The 16,770-nt window shown below is 52.5% G+C and carries 14 protein-coding genes and 3 tRNA genes; 10 read left to right on the top strand and 7 right to left on the bottom strand.

The window, feature by feature from the left end:
- Positions 1-39: 39 nt before the first annotated feature.
- Entirely contained in the window at positions 40-765 is a 726-nt protein-coding gene (gene sdiA, locus QMG90_RS13230) for a quorum-sensing transcriptional regulator SdiA (protein ID WP_283280110.1), read from the top strand.
- Positions 766-822: 57 nt separating this feature from the next.
- Here the strand turns inward: sdiA and QMG90_RS13225 are convergent, their stop codons facing one another.
- Positions 823-1,047 carry a DUF2594 family protein gene (locus QMG90_RS13225; protein WP_283280109.1) on the bottom strand — a complete coding sequence of 75 codons (225 nt, stop codon included), beginning with the start codon at positions 1,045-1,047 and terminating at the stop codon, positions 823-825.
- A 522-nt stretch (positions 1,048-1,569) separates the two neighbouring features.
- Between QMG90_RS13225 and uvrY the strand changes: the two genes are divergently transcribed.
- The 7 genes from uvrY (at position 1,570) to QMG90_RS13190 (ending at position 8,678) form a co-directional block, all read left to right on the top strand.
- Complete coding sequence (uvrY, locus tag QMG90_RS13220) at positions 1,570-2,226, top strand: UvrY/SirA/GacA family response regulator transcription factor (protein WP_283280108.1); 657 nt, start codon at positions 1,570-1,572, stop codon at positions 2,224-2,226.
- Positions 2,223-4,055 (top strand): excinuclease ABC subunit UvrC, encoded by a 1,833-nt coding sequence (gene uvrC / locus QMG90_RS13215; RefSeq protein WP_283280107.1) that lies wholly within the window; start codon positions 2,223-2,225, stop codon positions 4,053-4,055. The genes uvrY and uvrC overlap by 4 nt, the downstream gene beginning before the upstream one ends.
- A 57-nt stretch (positions 4,056-4,112) precedes the next feature.
- On the top strand, positions 4,113-4,661 hold the full coding sequence (pgsA, locus tag QMG90_RS13210) for a CDP-diacylglycerol--glycerol-3-phosphate 3-phosphatidyltransferase (protein ID WP_038153316.1): 549 nt from the start codon (positions 4,113-4,115) through the stop codon (positions 4,659-4,661).
- 147 nt (positions 4,662-4,808) lie between these two features.
- Positions 4,809-4,884, top strand: a tRNA-Gly gene (locus QMG90_RS13205).
- A gap of 40 nt (positions 4,885-4,924) precedes the next feature.
- A tRNA-Cys gene (locus QMG90_RS13200) sits at positions 4,925-4,998 on the top strand.
- Between the two features lie 13 nt (positions 4,999-5,011).
- Positions 5,012-5,098: transfer RNA gene (locus tag QMG90_RS13195), tRNA-Leu, on the top strand.
- A gap of 547 nt (positions 5,099-5,645) precedes the next feature.
- Positions 5,646-8,678 (top strand): autotransporter outer membrane beta-barrel domain-containing protein, encoded by a 3,033-nt coding sequence (locus tag QMG90_RS13190; RefSeq protein ID WP_283280105.1) that lies wholly within the window; start codon positions 5,646-5,648, stop codon positions 8,676-8,678.
- A 66-nt stretch (positions 8,679-8,744) separates the two neighbouring features.
- On the opposite strand, the gene QMG90_RS13185 is transcribed toward QMG90_RS13190, so the two are convergent.
- A complete protein-coding gene (locus tag QMG90_RS13185) occupies positions 8,745-8,939 on the bottom strand; it encodes a hypothetical protein (RefSeq protein WP_283280104.1) in 195 nt (64 codons plus the stop codon).
- A gap of 107 nt (positions 8,940-9,046) precedes the next feature.
- Between QMG90_RS13185 and QMG90_RS13180 the strand changes: the two genes are divergently transcribed.
- Positions 9,047-9,712: a YecA/YgfB family protein gene (locus QMG90_RS13180; RefSeq protein WP_283280103.1), complete on the top strand. Its 666-nt coding sequence runs from the start codon at positions 9,047-9,049 to the stop codon at positions 9,710-9,712.
- A 26-nt stretch (positions 9,713-9,738) separates the two neighbouring features.
- Here QMG90_RS13180 and tyrP read toward each other — a convergent pair whose 3' ends face one another.
- The 4 genes from tyrP to QMG90_RS13160 all read right to left on the bottom strand — a co-directional run bounded on the left by tyrP (position 9,739) and on the right by QMG90_RS13160 (position 14,428).
- Positions 9,739-10,950: a tyrosine transporter TyrP gene (gene tyrP, locus QMG90_RS13175; RefSeq protein WP_283280102.1), complete on the bottom strand. Its 1,212-nt coding sequence runs from the start codon at positions 10,948-10,950 to the stop codon at positions 9,739-9,741.
- A gap of 163 nt (positions 10,951-11,113) precedes the next feature.
- The gene (gene ftnA / locus QMG90_RS13170) at positions 11,114-11,611 is read right to left on the bottom strand and encodes a non-heme ferritin (RefSeq protein ID WP_283280101.1); all 498 of its coding nucleotides are present in this window, start codon (positions 11,609-11,611) and stop codon (positions 11,114-11,116) included.
- Between the two features lie 207 nt (positions 11,612-11,818).
- Positions 11,819-12,157 (bottom strand): YecR family lipoprotein, encoded by a 339-nt coding sequence (gene yecR, locus QMG90_RS13165; RefSeq protein ID WP_283280100.1) that lies wholly within the window; start codon positions 12,155-12,157, stop codon positions 11,819-11,821.
- Between the two features lie 105 nt (positions 12,158-12,262).
- Complete coding sequence (locus QMG90_RS13160) at positions 12,263-14,428, bottom strand: HD domain-containing phosphohydrolase (protein ID WP_283280099.1); 2,166 nt, start codon at positions 14,426-14,428, stop codon at positions 12,263-12,265.
- A 210-nt stretch (positions 14,429-14,638) separates the two neighbouring features.
- Between QMG90_RS13160 and QMG90_RS13155 the strand changes: the two genes are divergently transcribed.
- Complete coding sequence (locus tag QMG90_RS13155; RefSeq protein ID WP_283280098.1) at positions 14,639-15,277, top strand: RpiB/LacA/LacB family sugar-phosphate isomerase; 639 nt, start codon at positions 14,639-14,641, stop codon at positions 15,275-15,277.
- Positions 15,278-15,322: 45 nt separating this feature from the next.
- Here the strand turns inward: QMG90_RS13155 and QMG90_RS13150 are convergent, their stop codons facing one another.
- Positions 15,323-16,690 (bottom strand): MFS transporter, encoded by a 1,368-nt coding sequence (locus QMG90_RS13150; protein WP_283283960.1) that lies wholly within the window; start codon positions 16,688-16,690, stop codon positions 15,323-15,325.
- Between the last annotated feature and the right edge of the window lie 80 nt (positions 16,691-16,770).

Genomic DNA, 16,770 nt, shown 5'->3' with positions numbered 1-16,770 from the left:
CATAATAATGATTATTACTTAGAGGTTTATTCGTTGGTTATGAGGGACAATGATTTTTTCAGATGGCGGCGGGAAATGCTGCAACATTTCCAGGCAATAACAACGAGCGAGCAGATCTTTACGCTTTTGCAGCAGCAAACCGAACGGCTGGAATATGACTATTTTTCGCTCTGTGTCCGGCACCCGGTTCCTTTTACGCGTCCGAAGCTTTCTATTCATACCACCTATCCCGAACGCTGGTGGTCGCATTATATGGCGGAGAAATTCCATACTATCGATCCGGTATTGAAAGCAGAGAATTTTAGTCGCGGACATTTACGCTGGGACGATGACTTATTTAGTGACGCTTCATTGTTATGGGATTCTGCCCGCGATCACGGGTTGCGTAACGGCGTAACACAATGTCTGATGCTGCCGAACCGGGCGATGGGCTTTTTATCCGTATCGAGGGAAAATGAGCCGGACTATGCCGTCTGTGAAGACGATGAAATGGAGCTTCGGTTGCAAACGCTGACCGAACAGAGCCTGCTGGCGCTGCTGCGGCTGGAAGACGAGATGGTGGTTCCGGCAGAAATGCGATTCAGCAAGCGGGAGCTGGAAATCCTGAAATGGACGGCGGAAGGTAAGACCTCCGCAGAAATCGCGATGATCCTCTCTATATCAGAGAATACGGTGAATTTTCATCAGAAGAATATGCAAAAGAAATTCAACGCGCCGAATAAAACGCAGATTGCCTGCTATGCGGCGGCAACGGGGATCATCTGAGCGCGATACGCGACGGGAAACCGGCTGAAGCAGTGCCGTCAGCCGGTCTGAACGTGATTACTGACGGTACGCTTGTTTAATCTGCTTAACAGTGCTGGAGAAAACGGCAGCCTGAGCCTCATCTTCCATCTGCATGATTTGCTTTTCCATTTTGATAATCACGCGGCCCGCGTCGGCCTGACCCATCGCCTGCAGCATCAGCGTCAGCAGTGCTTTCAGACAGGTGACTTCCTGGGCAAGTAGTTGATTACTTTCGGCAGTGGAAAAATCAGGTGTGCTCATCTATTTCCTCGTTAAGGTCTTCCGCTCATCTCACATCATCCCGCCGGTGGCCTTGTCGCGCCGGGCTTGCTGGTGATGATTGTGTATATAGGCGTTACGTAAAGTTAAGGCGGCGAAGTATACCACAAGATTAGTCAAAAAATGGAGTGCTTGTTTTTTGTCCTAATTATCAATGAAAAATGCAATTGTGGATGACATTAAACTGCCGCTCCGATATATGGCCGACAATATTGTTTAAATCAGGTTCTTCTCTGGTTAATTCTTGTTACATATTTAATTTCGTCATTATTCTCTCAGACTTTTCTTGGGTTTTTAGGAAGTAGTGTATGGAAATTGCTTAAAAAAACTCAATACAGAGCCTATGTTTCAGGTGGCTTTCCAGTAGATGTACAGTCTGATTTCCAGAAAAAGGAGTAAAATGCGGAGCAGGACATTTTTAAAGTTTCAAAGTTAAGATAAAACCCGTTAATATAGTAGTGATATAGAATCAGTAGCGTTATCCCTATTCTGGAGATTATTCCTTTGATCAACGTCCTTCTTGTTGATGACCACGAACTGGTGCGCGCAGGGATACGACGCATTCTGGAAGATATAAAGGGTATTAAAGTTGCCGGCGAAGTGTGCTGCGGTGAGGATGCCGTTAAATGGTGCCGCGCAAATGCTGTCGACGTCGTGTTGATGGATATGAACATGCCCGGCATTGGTGGACTCGAAGCGACGCGGAAAATTGCCCGCGCCTGTGTCGACACCAAAGTCATTATGCTGACAGTGCATACTGAAAACCCACTCCCCGCCAGGGTTATGCAGGCGGGAGCGGCAGGTTACCTGAGTAAAGGGGCCGCGCCACAGGACGTTGTGAATGCCATTCGTTCGGTCTTCGCCGGTCAGCGTTACATTGCTTCTGACATCGCTCAGCAAATGGCGCTGAGTCAGATAGAGCCGGAAAAAACAGAATCGCCATTTGCCAGTTTGTCTGAACGCGAATTGCAGATTATGCTGATGATCACCAAAGGTCAGAAGGTCAATGAGATCTCAGAACAATTGAATCTCAGTCCTAAAACGGTGAACAGCTACCGCTACAGAATGTTTAGTAAACTTAACATCCATGGCGATGTTGAGCTGACGCACCTGGCAATTCGCCATGGCCTGTGCAATGCGGAGTCGTTAGCAAATCAGTGAGTGATGTGTTTGATTCGAAAGCCTTCCTGAAGACTGTTACCAGCCAGCCCGGCGTTTATCGTATGTACGACGCCGGCGGCACGGTTATTTATGTCGGTAAAGCGAAAGACCTGAAAAAACGGCTTTCCAGCTATTTCCGCAGCAATCTCGCCTCCCGTAAAACCGAAGCGCTGGTGGCGCAAATCACCCAGATCGACGTGACCGTGACCCATACCGAGACGGAAGCATTGCTGCTGGAGCATAACTACATCAAGTTGTATCAACCGCGCTATAACGTGCTGTTGCGGGATGACAAATCCTATCCGTTCATTTTCCTCAGCGGCGATACCCACCCGCGTCTGGCTATCCACCGCGGTGCGAAGCACGCCAGGGGGGAATATTTCGGCCCGTTCCCGAACGGTTATGCGGTACGGGAAACGCTGGCGCTATTGCAAAAAATCTTCCCGATTCGCCAGTGCGAGAACAGCGTTTATCGCAACCGCTCTCGCCCCTGTCTGCAATATCAGATTGGCCGTTGTCTCGGGCCGTGCGTGGCCGGGCTGGTGAGTGAGGACGAGTACGCCCGGCAGGTGGATTACGTTCGCCTGTTCCTTTCCGGGAAAGATGATCAGGTGCTGACACAGCTGATCGCACGGATGGAAAAAGCCAGCCAGTCGCTGGAATTTGAAGAGGCGGCGCGCATTCGTGACCAGATCCAGGCCGTGCGTCGGGTCACAGAGAAACAATTTGTCTCCAATACTGGCGACGATCTCGACGTTATCGGCGTCGCGTTCGATGCCGGCATGGCCTGCGTCCATGTGCTGTTTATTCGCCAGGGGAAAGTGCTGGGTAGCCGCAGCTATTTCCCGAAAGTGCCGGGTGGCACAGAACCAGGCGAAATCGTCGAGACGTTTGTCGGGCAGTTTTACCTGCAGGGAAGTCAGTCGCGGACCCTGCCGTCTGAGATCCTGCTCGATTTCGCCCTTACGGATAAAACCCTGCTGGCGGATACCCTCTCTGAATTCGCCGGACGGCGGATCAACGTGCAGACGAAGCCGCGCGGTGACCGTGCCCGTTACCTGAAACTGGCCCGCACCAATGCGGCGACTGCGCTGGTGACGAAGCTGTCGCAGCAGTCGACCATCACTCAGCGCTTAACGGCGCTGGCGACGGTGCTCAAACTGCCTGAAATTAAGCGCATGGAGTGTTTTGACATCAGTCATACGATGGGCGAACAGACCATTGCTTCCTGCGTGGTGTTTGACACAAATGGCCCACTGCGCGCCGAGTATCGCCGCTATAATATTGCTGGCATCACGCCGGGTGATGATTACGCGGCCATGAATCAGGTGCTGCGCCGTCGTTACGGCAAGGCGATTGATGACAACAAAATCCCCGACGTCATTCTTATTGATGGTGGTAAAGGCCAACTGGGGCAGGCGAAAGCGGTGTTTGCCGGGCTGGACGTCACGTGGGACAAACATCACCCGATTTTGCTCGGTGTGGCAAAAGGGTCAGATCGTAAAGCCGGTCTGGAAACGCTGTTCTTCGAACCGGAAGGCGAGGGGTTCAGTCTGCCGCCGGATTCGCCTGCATTGCATGTTATCCAGCATATCCGCGACGAATCGCATGATCACGCGATTACCGGGCACCGGAAAAAACGCGCTAAGGTTAAGAGCACCAGTACGCTTGAGACCATCGAAGGCGTGGGGCCAAAGCGCCGCCAGATGTTGTTAAAGTACATGGGCGGTCTGCAAGGTTTGCAGAAAGCGAGTGTTGAGGAAATTGCCAAAGTACCGGGCATATCGCACGGTCTGGCAGAAAAGATCTACTACTCGTTGAAACATTAGGGGCTCTGTAGCAACATAGGGCTAATATTTTACTGACAACAGATAGTTACCGTCACCATGCAATTTAATATCCCTACGTTGCTCACTCTGTTTCGCGTCATTCTTATCCCATTCTTTGTACTGGCGTTTTATCTGCCATTCACCTGGGCGCCGTTTCTGTGTGCGCTGATTTTCCTGGTGGCAGCGGTAACCGACTGGTTCGATGGCTTTCTGGCGCGTCGCTGGAACCAGAGCACCCGTTTTGGCGCCTTTCTCGATCCTGTGGCCGATAAAGTCATGGTGGCGATCGCGATGGTGCTGGTGGCCGAGCACTATCACACCTGGTGGGTCACGCTGCCAGCGGCGACGATGATCGCCCGTGAGATCATTATCTCGGCGCTGCGCGAGTGGATGGCGGAGCTGGGTAAACGCAGCAGCGTGGCGGTATCGTGGATCGGCAAAGTGAAAACCACGGCGCAAATGACGGCGCTGGTGTGGATGTTGTGGCGTCCGAACGACTGGGTGGAGTGGGCTGGTATTGGCCTGTTCTTCGTGGCTGCCGTGCTGACGTTGTGGTCCATGCTGCAGTATCTCAACGCTGCACGCGGCGATTTGCTTGAACAGTGATCGTTTCGCCGCAAAATTCAGCAAACGATCCTGAATGCGAAAAATATCGTTGACTCAGTGCGTCAGGTAAGTAGAATGCAACGCATCGAACGGCAGCACAGATTGCCAGACGACAATAAAATCAAGTGATTAACCACGCTTGATGATGCGGGAATAGCTCAGTTGGTAGAGCACGACCTTGCCAAGGTCGGGGTCGCGAGTTCGAGTCTCGTTTCCCGCTCCAGTTTAAGGCATCGGCAATTTTGCGGGTGTGGCAGTACTCAGGCGCGTTAGCAAAGCGGTTATGTAGCGGATTGCAAATCCGTCTAGTCCGGTTCGACTCCGGAACGCGCCTCCACTTTACATCCCGAGCCCGGATGGTGGAATCGGTAGACACAAGGGATTTAAAATCCCTCGGCGTTCGCGCTGTGCGGGTTCAAGTCCCGCTCCGGGTACCATTGGGATTATCGCATAAAATCAATGATAAGCAGTGTCGTGTAACCGCCTTCTCAGGCGGTTTTTTTATATCTATTCCCTTCAAAAAAACCAAACGTCCACATTACGAATTCGGTATTCATACCTTTCGTTTTATCTTCGCACAATTGTTTTAAGGTCTCACTTAAGAATAATCAATAGCATCTTAAATGATTATTATTGTAAAAAAGACTTAAAAAACAGCGTGATGGCGATCTTTTCCCCCGTGATTTGAACCACTAATTTGTTCCGCGTTTAAAGCTATTTCATTTGAGATCACCTCTCTAAACTTCGAAAATACAATGCGTGTATTACCTGGTTTGAACAAACTTGAAATAATCTGGATTGGTAAAATATTCCAGGCAATTATTTCACTTAATACCGAAACTCACAGGTATTAAGTGTGATTTTGGCCGCTGCAACATATCTGAATTCGCTGGTTGCTCCTGGTCATATGAGGAATTTTGTTCGGAAGTGTAATGGAATAATTTTTTTATTTAATATCCATGGGAAAAACAAGGATCGTATTATATGAGTACGTCTTTCAAACCTACTAAAATAGCGTTGTTTGTCAGCGCAATATTGTCCTCTGCAGCCGTCGTTGCTGCATCGGCACCTGCCAGTATTATTATTGATGACTCAACCGCATCGGACAATCGCACCGTCAACCTGCCGACCGGCAGCAATGTGTCCTATATCAACATCGATGCTGATGATGCGCGGGTAACGATGGGGGATAACACGACCATCACCAGCGCCGGGGACTATCCGGATGATTCCGTTTATTATAATCCCGGTTATTTCATTACGGCTAAGGCCGGTACAGTCGATCTTGGCAAGAATTTCACTCTCAATTACATGTTCGATTATTTAACGAATGGTAATTACAGGGCTGATGCCATTCGTTTGACAAATACTGGCGTGCTGAAGGCTGAAAACCTGACCATTAACGAACATGAAACCAGGGTTGGCGATACCAATACCGTCAGCGCTATTTATCTTAGTGGTAGTACGCGTGCTGATCTAAAAGGAACGACTACCATCACAACAGGAAATATTGAGACCCGGCAGGACGCTATCCTCAATGCAGAAAACGTCAATATTACTTATATTGACGAGGATCCACTTTCCAGACGTGGACATCATGCTGCACTGGATTTAGAAGGTAAAGAGGCCAACTTTACAGGTAACGTGAATATCAAGATGTTTGAGGGCTCTCCAGGCGGTCTCGAAGGGATTGGTATCATGGACGATGATGTCACCTTCGCCGGGAAGACAACCATTGATCTCGATATTATCAGTGGCAGTGCGAGGGGGGTTGAAATCTGGGATACGGTCTATCATGGACGTGGCGATGACTGGACCCCGGAATACCTGACCAACAACGTCTCGTTTAACGAACTTTCGATCAAGGCGATCAGTCGTGGCGAAGCCGGGCCCAGCGCCGGTGGAAGTGTGACTGGTTTCGAAAGCATCAGTCAGATGGGAACAACAAGCGTCGCCATCAACAAAATTACGGTGGATGTATCAGGGAATAACTCCGTTGATGGCATCCGGCTGCGCGATTCTGAGCGGGAGGGGGCCACAAAGTACCGTATTAATGACGCCAGCGTGAAAGTTTCTGGCGGAAATGCAGCGACGTTAACCGGGTATTACAGCGACAGCGTCACAGGCGCGACGACCGATACAGTAATTAAAAACATTAACATCCAGTCCCAGGGCGGGAATAATGTTTATTTAGTGGAACAACAGGGTTCTACCGATCGCTTTACCGGGAACGTCACCTTAGGCAGCCAGGCATCTTATGATTCCGCCGCTGGTACGGTTTACTCCATCTATGGCTATAGCACCGGTACTACCGGCTCAACAAATATTGTTGATAACAATAAGTTAGTCGCCTGGGGGAAAATGTATGCGAGAGGTGTGCATAGCATTAATATTGCCACCGGTGATAACTCATACATCTATGGCGATACGGCGACTGCAGGCACTGGTACCATCAACCTCGCGCTGAATGGCAGCAACAGTCAGTGGGATATGGTGGGTGATTCCAACATCACTAACCTGACACTGAACGGTTCCACGCTGACCTTTATGCCACCTGCAACTGAGACGCGTAAACTGACGCGTGATGCTGCCACCTTCAAAACCCTGACCGTGGACGGTAATTATCGCGGTAATAACGGTAATATCGTGATGAACGCCCAACTGGGTGATGACAGTTCTCCGACCGACCGTCTGCTGATCAGCGGCAACACCAGCGGCACCACCAACGTCAAGGTGCTGAACGCAGGCGGCGCAGGCGGCCTTACCACTGACGGTATCGAATTGATTAGTGTGGGTGGGGATTCTGACGGCGAGTTTAAACAGAACGGGCGTATCATTGCTGGCGCCTATGACTACACCCTGCAGCGCGGCGAAGGCCAGAATGTTAAGAACTGGTATCTGAGCAGCGCGCTGTCTCCGGAAGATCCTGTTGACCCGATTGACCCGGTAGATCCTGTCGACCCGGTTGATCCACAGGACCCGGCTGACCCTGTCGTACCACAAAAACCGGTGACGCCGCAGAAACCGACTCAGCCGAAAGAGCACGCCGTGCGTCCGGAAGCCGGTCTGTATGCGATGAACCTCGCGGCAGCCAACAACCTGTTTACCACCCGTCTGCATGACCGTCTGGGTGAAACGCATTACGTTGACGCGCTGACCGGCGAAACCGCCGTCACCAGCATGTGGTTGCGTAACGTTGGCGGGCATACCCGTCAGAAAGACAGCAGCGGTCAGCTGAACATGCAGAGCAACCGCTATGTGATGCAGCTGGGCGGCGATATTGCGCAGTGGAGTTCGGACAATGCTGACCGTTATCACCTCGGTGTGATGGCCGGTTATGCCAACCAGAAGAGCCGCGCGGTCAACCACCGTAACGGCAACCGTGCTGATGGCAGCATCAGCGGTTACAGCGTCGGTGTCTACGGCACCTGGCTGCAGGATAACGACACGCTGGAAGGCGCATACGTTGACAGCTGGGCGCAGTACAACTGGTTCGACAATACCGTTTCCGGTCATGGTGTTGAGTCTGAAGCGTATGATTCTGATGGCTTCACCGCTTCTGTTGAATCGGGCTACACCTGGAAACTGGCCGATATCAGCGAACGCAATTCGCTGTACATCCAGCCGAAAGCCCAGGTCACCTGGATGGGTGTGAAAGCGGATCCGCACAAAGAAGCCAACGGCACCCGCGTGGAAGGCAACGGCGACGGCAACATTCAGACCCGCGTCGGCGTGCGTCTGTACGGTCACGGCCACAACCAACTGGATGACGGTAAAGGCCGCACCTTCCAGCCGTTCGTGGAAGCCAACTGGATCCACAACAGCAAAGACTTTGGTGTGTCGCTGAACGGCGAGCAGGTAGCGCTGGCAGGTGCCCGCAATATCGGTGAACTGAAGGCCGGTGTTGAAGGTCAGTTGACGAAGAACGTCGCCCTGTGGGGTAACGTCGGTCAGCAGATCGGTGACAAAGGCTACAGTGATACCTCGGCGATGATCGGTATTAAAGCCTCGTTCTGATGATGTGACAGGCTCACGTAAAAACAAAACCGGGGAACATGTTTTCCCGGTTTTTATTTGTAAGCGCTAATCGACATTATTGAAGTAGTCGCGTGCGGCGATATCAATCTCTTTTGCGTCAATACCCGTCTTTTGCGTTATCTGTTCGATGAACTGCCTGAAGTTCTCACTGCTCACATTGCCACCATCCCAGTGGGCGACATACATCGTACTCTGATACCGGTAGAAATGGATGGTGGTATTGCCGAACGTATAATACATAAGCGTCTCCTGTTCAGGGTGTCATAACAATATCCCCCGGAGAAAGAGAAATTTCTACCGGTTTTGATTAAAATGGCCCACCCCAATTTTTTGAAGAGTATCCCATAATGAAAACCGGCCCCCTGAACGAAAGCGAACTCGAGTGGCTCGACGACACGCTGGCGACACACGGCAGCGAGAAATCCGTTCTTGATGTGTCTGAACTGGACGGCATGCTGACCGCCATTCTTTCGGCACCGAATGAGATTGAACCTGCCGACTGGTTGCTGGCGGTATGGGGCGGGGCAGAGGCGGTTCCGCGCTGGAAGGATGAGCGTGAACGCGACCGTTTTATCAATCTCACGCTGCAACATATGAGTGATATCGCCGAACGTCTTGGTGAATACCCGGATCAGTTCGAACCGCTGTTTGGTACTCGCGAAGAAGAAGGGCAGATCCTGACGATTGTCGAAGAGTGGTGCTTTGGCTACATGCGCGGTACAGCGCTGGCGGACTGGTCTGGTTTGCCGGAGGCTGAACAGCAGGCGCTGGATGCCATTGCCCTGCACGGGAAAGAAGAGCATTTCGCGCGTCTGGATAATTTCACGGCAGAAGAATTTATCGACAGTATTGAGAAAATCGCACCGGCGGCGCTGTCGCTTTTCGATTACTGGACGGCGCACCCGAAAGCGGCAGTTGTTAAGCAGCCCGTGCGCAACGAGGCGAAAATCGGGCGTAACGATCCCTGTCCGTGCGGCAGCGGTAAAAAGTATAAAAACTGTTGTCAGCAATAAAAAAAACGGCCGAAAGGCCGTTTTCATTATCCCACGGCCGGAAGCAATCCGGTGGCGATGCAAAATTGCACCGCAATCACCGCTATCCCACAGGTGAACACCAGCCACAGCACGAGGTTGCCGCCTGCCACACGATAAGCCGCCTCCGGGTGACGCCGACGGCTGCGCATCACCAGCAGCGACGGGATCACCAGCGCCAGGATCGCCAGCGCCACGCCGGCATAGCCGAGCGCCATCACGAATCCGCGCGGGTAGAACAGTGCAAAGGCCAGCGGCGGCAGAAACGTAATCGCGCCGGTTTGCATACGCCCGCGCACAGTGTTCTGACGCTGGAACAGATCGGCCAGATAATCAAACAGCCCAAGCGCCACGCCAAGGAAAGACGTTGCCAGCGCCAGGTCGGCAAACAGATGCACGGCAAGCTCCACATGGGGAGACGCCACCACTTCGCGGATTGCCTGCAATAACCCATTCAGACCACCGTTCGTCGCCAGTAAGGCGTTAAATACCGGTGAATCGATGCTGCCGAGTGTTGCGAGCTGCCAGAAGATATAAGCGACCAACGGAATAAAACTGCCGATGATGAACACGCGGCGCAGTTTACGCACGTCACCGTTGAGATAACTGACAATGCTCGGCACGCTGCCGTGAAAGCCAAACGAGGTAAAAATAACCGGGATGGCGGACAGCGCCAGCCCTTGCTCAACGGGTAGCGTCAACAGGTTAATCTGATGAATGTGCGGTAGCAGCAGCACCAGCATAATGATCAGAAAGATGATTTTGGCGCTGAACAGGAAACGGTTAAAGAAATCGACCAGCGAGGTGCCAACGCAGATAATGCAGCCGCCAACGAGCGTAAACAGCAGCACGCCGGCGGCAGGCGTCATGGACACTGACAACCACTGGCTCAGGCTGGACGCCAGCAGCTCACCGGCGCCGCTAATGTACGCAGCGGTTAACGCATACATTAAAAACAGCATGCTGAAGCCAGTGACCCACTGGCCATAACGCCCGAGATAGCGCAGCGCCAGCGAACCCAGTCCGGTATCGGCAGGAACATGTTGATAGACTTCCAGCAGCAGCAGGGCGGTGTAACACATCAGCGCCCATAAACACACCAGTAACCCCAGAGTGACACCAAAGCCAACGCCTGCTGACGCCAGCGGCATCGCCAGCATCCCTGCGCCAATCGTGGTGCCCGCAACGATTAAAATACTACCCAGAATGCGGTTCTTCACGCTTTCCTCTGCTACAGAACGTCATAACAACAAAATATGCCGCGCAGCGTAGGGGAAATCTACCGCTTCTTCAAATCTGAATTACAGTGTATGTACCGATATGTTTACAGGAAGGACACGGGCAGGGCAGGCAGGCGGCAGTCAAAAACTGCCGCCATCAGACTTAGTTTTGCGTATCAAGCGTCGACAGTTCTTTGTCGATGAAATAAAGTCCTTCGCCGCTTTGACCAACCAGCGACAATTTGTCGATAACCGATTTAAACAGTTTTTCTTCTTCGTGTTGCTCAGCAACATACCACTGCAGGAAATTAAAGGTCGGGTAATCCTGATGGGTCATAGCCGCGTGCGCCAGTTCGTTAATTTTCTGTGTGATGAGCTGCTCGTGCTCGTAGGTTTTACGGAACAGTTCCGCCAGTGATGAATATTCTTCAAACGGGCTCTGGATGGTATTAATACGCGGCAGGCTGCCGGTATCCGTCAGGTAATCAAACAGGCGCTGCATGTGCGTCATCTCTTCCTGCGCGTGGCGGCGCAGGAACGCGGCGGCACCTTCAAAGCTGTGGTAGCTGCACCAGGCACTCATCTGCTGGTAAAGCAGGGAAGAATAGAGCTCGAGGTTCATCTGCTCATTGAGTTGTTCAATCATTTCAGATTTCAGCATCGTATTTCTCCGCAAAAACAAACTGTTCAGATAATTGTGCGGCTCACTATAAATTGTTATCTAATTATTTGCAAAAGGTAAAATAAGAAAGGCAATTATTAAAAATGCGAATGGGAATAACACGCATTGCCACTAAATAATAAAAAGAAAATAAGAATGATTCTGTTTTAAAAATAAAAGCCGACAATCTGTTGTCGGCCATTTTTATTACCAGTAGCCGTTATATTTCGGCTGGGTTATCGCGATACCGCGGCACTGATATTGAATCGTCACGCTGTTGTTAAGGCACAGCGAGCCGCTGGTGGTGGTGCAGGTGACAATCGGCTGGCCGTAGCTGACAGCAGTGGCATAGCCGAGTTGTTGACACTGTTTTGTCGCCATCCCGTTTGCCACATAATCATCGGTCCGTGCGGACTGCAGCAGGGTTTGTCCGTAGGAGAGGCGAACGACGCCGCTGTTCGCGTCCACATTACTGACCTCCGCCTGGCGCGAGATAGTGCAGGCGGATAACGATATAACAGCGGCGGCAAGGAGGAATTTATTCATGGTATCGCTCTGAAAGCACGGAAATCTTCTTATCCTAACCGTCTGATGCGGCGGCAATCCGCAGAATAACCGATGAATCGGTGCTTAGTTATCGCAACGGCGGCGTTAATCAGCGCGCGCGTCGAAGATCTCGCGAAATTTAGGGTGCAACTGGCGAAAGAGCGCAATCAACTGCGGGTCAAAATGCTTTCCGGAGCCGGAGAAGATCACCTCGCAGGCCTGTTCGTGGCTGAAGCCGGGTTTATAAACACGCTTTTGCCGCAGCGCGTCATAGACATCCGCCAGCGCCAGAATACGTGCTTCAATGGGGATCTCCGTGCCTTTCAGGCCTTCCGGGTAGCCGCTGCCGTCCCATTTTTCATGGTGGTAGTGAATGATGTTTTCGGCAATGGTGCCGAGGCCAAGCCCCTGAATAATTCGCCAGCCTTTCAGCGTATGAAGCTTCATTTCGCTGAACTCTTCTTCCGTGAGCGGTCCCTCTTTACGCAGAATGCGCTCTGGCACGGCGATCTTGCCGACATCATGCAGCGAGGCAAACCGTTCGATATCTCTCGCTGTGCGATGCGGCAGCTTCAGCTCCCGCGCCAGCAGGCCGCAATAAGCTGACACGCGCTGAATGTGACTGCCGGTTTCGTCATCATGCGCGCGGTTCACTTTTTCCATCGCTTCCACAATGCTGCGGTTGACCAGATGGTTTTTTCTGATTTGCCGCCGCAACAGCAGCACCAGGAACAGACTGAACAGGGCGGTGATCAGCAGGATGACACTAATGACTTTGAGTGTGTTTTTGCTGATGTCCAGCGTCGCCGGTGGTTCGCGATGCCGTTCCAGTTGCGCGCGCAGGCTGGAGATACGATGAACCTCGGTTAACAGCGAATGTAGCGGATGACCCGGCGCGACCCAGGCGCCGATTTGTTCGTCAGAGTGCGTCAGCCCGGCGACTTTGAGCACGCCGCGAAACAGCTCATTGCCGCGCAGGGCCAGCTCCAGCGAACTGAGATCGCCAAGAATGTAGTCGACGCGATGGTTATCAATGGCATCGAACAGATGATCAACGGAATCGACGGGGACCAGCGTAATGTCGTTGCCGAAGCGTTGCCGCAGATAAAGGCTGGCGTAGGAATCTTTCAATACCCCGACGCGCTGAAAACGGATCTGCTCTTCGTCGCGAATGAACGGTTCATCAATGCGGGTATACCAGGCGTTATGCCAGGACTGTAACGGGCCGATAATGCCGCTGGTGTGCAGCGGATTTTGGTCATTCAGGATATCAACCAGCCGTACCGGCCAGTTCTCCTGCCGCATGCGTGCCACGTAGTTGTCCACGTAATGCACATTCACTTTGATATGCAGCAGCTCCTGCATGTCGTTGATCATATCTATCGTCGTGCCGTGATAGCCGTTACGGTCCTGCCAGATCAGCGGCGCGAAGTTTTCGTTTTTTGGTAGCCAGACATCAAGCGTGTTGTGTTTGATCCACGCGCTTTCCTGCGGCGTCAGCTGGATGCGGCTCACGAGGTAATTGCGGCGGCTGTTCTCTTCCAGTTGAAGCAGTTTGCCGTTTTGTTGCCATTCGTTGATTAACTGATTGATATTGCTGCGAGTGTTTGCTAATTCGGGACTGAAGCCGATGGTCACCGGAATGCGGAGATCGGGGAACGGACGGGAAATGGCATAATAGTGCTGCGTGTCATCCATTTCAGAGTCATCGTTAATATAGTAATCGGCCTTGCCGTCGCGCAGCAGATCGAAACCCATCTGGCTGGCATCGACAAGCAACACGTCGCGAAACTTCAGTTCGGGATAGCGTTTTCTGACCTGGTCGAAGGTGGCGTCATTGCGACGAAACGCAATCCGCGCATGGTCTAAATCATCCGGCGTATCGGCACTGCGGATCAGGCTGGCGGCCACCACTTCATTATCAAATAACCGCATGGAGAGGATTTTGCTGGTCGCGCGTTCTTCGGTGCGTAATACACCGGCATAGAGACCATAGTGGTTTTCATTAAAGAGGCGATTAATCTCTTCACCATCGATTGGGTGAAGCTGAAAGTTATAACCATATTTCTCATTAATGGCGTGAAACAGATCCTGGTAAAAACCCTGATAATGTCCATTGGCATCGCGCCAGAACTCGAAGTTTTCGTCGTCATATAGCCAGACCGGCACCGGCTTTGGTGCGGCAAACAGTGGAGTTGCGCAAAACAGGAAGAGAATAACCTGGAATGCGTGAAGTGACCTTTTCAGTAACTGGCGCCAGCGACGATTCACAGAAGCGATCCTAATAAAGCGTGCAGTATTCATCAGTCTAACGAACCGTTCCCATCGCGGATAGATCTTTTTATTAACTTTTCGTCGTTATTTCGTCTGATTTATAAAACAATTTTTCATTAAATTTGAAAATGAGTTTATGGAATAGTAAGGTGAGAGCCAGTGTGCTTATTCACCGCGGGTTTCCCCGCCGTAATCAGGAGTGAAGACATGAAGATTGCACTGATGATGGAAAACAGCCAGGCGAGCAAGAACGCCATCATCCTGAAAGAACTGAATACCGTTGCCGGTGAAAAAGGGTTTCCGGTGTATAACGTGGGCATGAGCGATGAGCAGGATCATCACCTGACCTATATCCACCTCGGCATCATGGCCAGCATTTTACTGAATTCAAAAGCGGTGGATTTCGTGGTGACGGGCTGTGGAACCGGGCAGGGGGCGCTGATGTCGCTGAACATCCACCCGGGCGTGGTATGCGGTTATTGCATCGATCCGGCGGATGCGTTCCTGTTTGCGCAGATCAACAACGGTAACGCGCTGTCGCTGCCGTTCGCCAAAGGCTTTGGCTGGGGTGCGGAACTGAATGTGCGCTTTATCTTTGAGAAAGCGTTCACCGGACGCAATGGCGAAGGCTATCCGCCGGAGCGCAAAGAACCGCAGGTGCGCAATGCCGGGATCCTGAATCAGGTGAAAGCGGCGGTAGTGAAAGAGAATTATCTGGATACGCTACGCGCTATCGATCCTGAACTGGTGAAAACAGCGATCAGCGGCCCGCGCTTCCAGCAGTGTTTCTTTGATAACTGCCAGGACAAAGCCATCGAAGCGTTTGTGCGCGAAAGACTGGCGTAATTTGTGCAGTAACGCAACCCGGTGAGCGCTATGCCGCCGGGTTTTTTATTGATTTTTTCGCGAGACGGCGCTGCCGGCATCGCGGGTAAGCTGTAGCGTATCAATCATACCGGCCAGGCAAATCAGGGCGATAAACACAAAGGCCAGCCGGAAGCTGATACCGGGTAATGTCGCCAGATCCAGCCAGACGCTCATTTTTTCCCCCAGTCTAATGCCTATCGCCCCCAGCGTGATCCCAAGCCCAATGGCCAGCTGCGTTGCGGTGCTGAACAGCGTATTGGCGTAGCTCATTTGCGGCGGCGCAACATCGGCGAATGCCAGTGTACTGATACCGGTAAACTGGATAGAGCGGAACACGCCACCCAGGTAGAGAATGAGCAGCGTCAGCCAGACAGGTGTTTGTGGCGAAAGCAGGGCGCAGGCCAGCAACGCTAATACGTTCAGTGACCCGTTGATCAGCAGCAGTTTGCGAAACCCGAGCCAACGGATCAGCGGCGTCGTAGCGGGTTTGATGGTCAGATTGCCAACGAACACCGCCAGCACCAGCAGCCCGGCGTGGAACGGATCCATCCCAAAGCCGACCTGGAACAATAGCGGCAGCAGAAACGGCACGGCGCTGATCGACGCGCGGAACAGCGAACCACCATACAAAGTGATGCGAAAGGTGGCGATTTTCAGCGAATCCAGACGGATCATCGGCCAGGACGCGCGGCGGAAATGACGCAGCGTGAAGGCAAACGCCAGCGCGCCGGTCAGCAACAGCGCGCCTGTTTGCAGGGTCTGTGATGTCGTCGATCCCAGCATCTCCATCGCATACACCAGACAGACCATCGCCAGCGCTGTTGACAAAAAACCGGGCAGATCGAAAGGGCGCCGTTCGTTTTCGCGAATATCAGGAATAATGCGCAACGCCAGCGCAATCGCCACCAGGCCCAGGGGAACATTAATAAAGAAGATCCAGCGCCAGCTGGCGTAGCTGGTGATGAACCCGCCGAGCGCCGGGCCGATGATGGGCGCGACCAGCGCGGGCCAGGTGAGGGTGGCGATGGCGGTGATTAGCTGATGTTTCGGCGTGGTGCGCAGCACCGCGAGTCGCCCGACCGGCACCATCAGCGCGCCGCCGATGCCCTGCAAAATACGCATGGCAACGAAACTGTCGACGCTGGTGGCGAGCCCGCAAAAGACCGAGGCAAGGGTGAAAATCGCCAGCGCGAGGCTGAAGACCTTGCGCGCGCCGAAACGGTCGGCGATCCATCCGCTCGCCGGGATCAGTACCGCGAGAGTGATCAGATAGGCGCTGATGCCGATATTAAGATCCACCGCCTGTACGGCGAAGGTTTTCGCCATATCGGGCAGGGCGGTCGCGATGACGGTGCCATCGAGAAATTCCATAAAAAAGGCCCCCGCAACCAGTAATGCGGCAGGTGAAACTCCTCTGGATCCCGGTGTGGAAAGCGTGTTACGTAACGTTGGTTTGCCTTCGCTGCTCAATG

The sequence above is a fragment of the Trabulsiella odontotermitis genome (genome assembly GCF_030053895.1).
Lineage (GTDB): Bacteria > Pseudomonadota > Gammaproteobacteria > Enterobacterales > Enterobacteriaceae > Trabulsiella > Trabulsiella odontotermitis_C.
Note: the sequence above shows the minus strand (reverse complement) of the source record. Positions and strands in the feature narration are given on the sequence as shown.

What these genes read in the sequence shown, in the direction of transcription:
- sdiA (WP_283280110.1), top strand. Translation starts at nt 40, where the DNA reads ATGAGGGACAATGATTTTTTCAGATGGCGGCGGGAAATGCTGCAACAT.
- QMG90_RS13225 (WP_283280109.1), bottom strand. Translation starts at nt 1,047, where the DNA reads ATGAGCACACCTGATTTTTCCACTGCCGAAAGTAATCAACTACTTGCC.
- pgsA (WP_038153316.1), top strand. Translation starts at nt 4,113, where the DNA reads ATGCAATTTAATATCCCTACGTTGCTCACTCTGTTTCGCGTCATTCTT.
- QMG90_RS13190 (WP_283280105.1), top strand. Translation starts at nt 5,646, where the DNA reads ATGAGTACGTCTTTCAAACCTACTAAAATAGCGTTGTTTGTCAGCGCA.
- QMG90_RS13185 (WP_283280104.1), bottom strand. Translation starts at nt 8,939, where the DNA reads ATGTATTATACGTTCGGCAATACCACCATCCATTTCTACCGGTATCAG.
- QMG90_RS13180 (WP_283280103.1), top strand. Translation starts at nt 9,047, where the DNA reads ATGAAAACCGGCCCCCTGAACGAAAGCGAACTCGAGTGGCTCGACGAC.
- ftnA (WP_283280101.1), bottom strand. Translation starts at nt 11,611, where the DNA reads ATGCTGAAATCTGAAATGATTGAACAACTCAATGAGCAGATGAACCTC.
- yecR (WP_283280100.1), bottom strand. Translation starts at nt 12,157, where the DNA reads ATGAATAAATTCCTCCTTGCCGCCGCTGTTATATCGTTATCCGCCTGC.
- QMG90_RS13155 (WP_283280098.1), top strand. Translation starts at nt 14,639, where the DNA reads ATGAAGATTGCACTGATGATGGAAAACAGCCAGGCGAGCAAGAACGCC.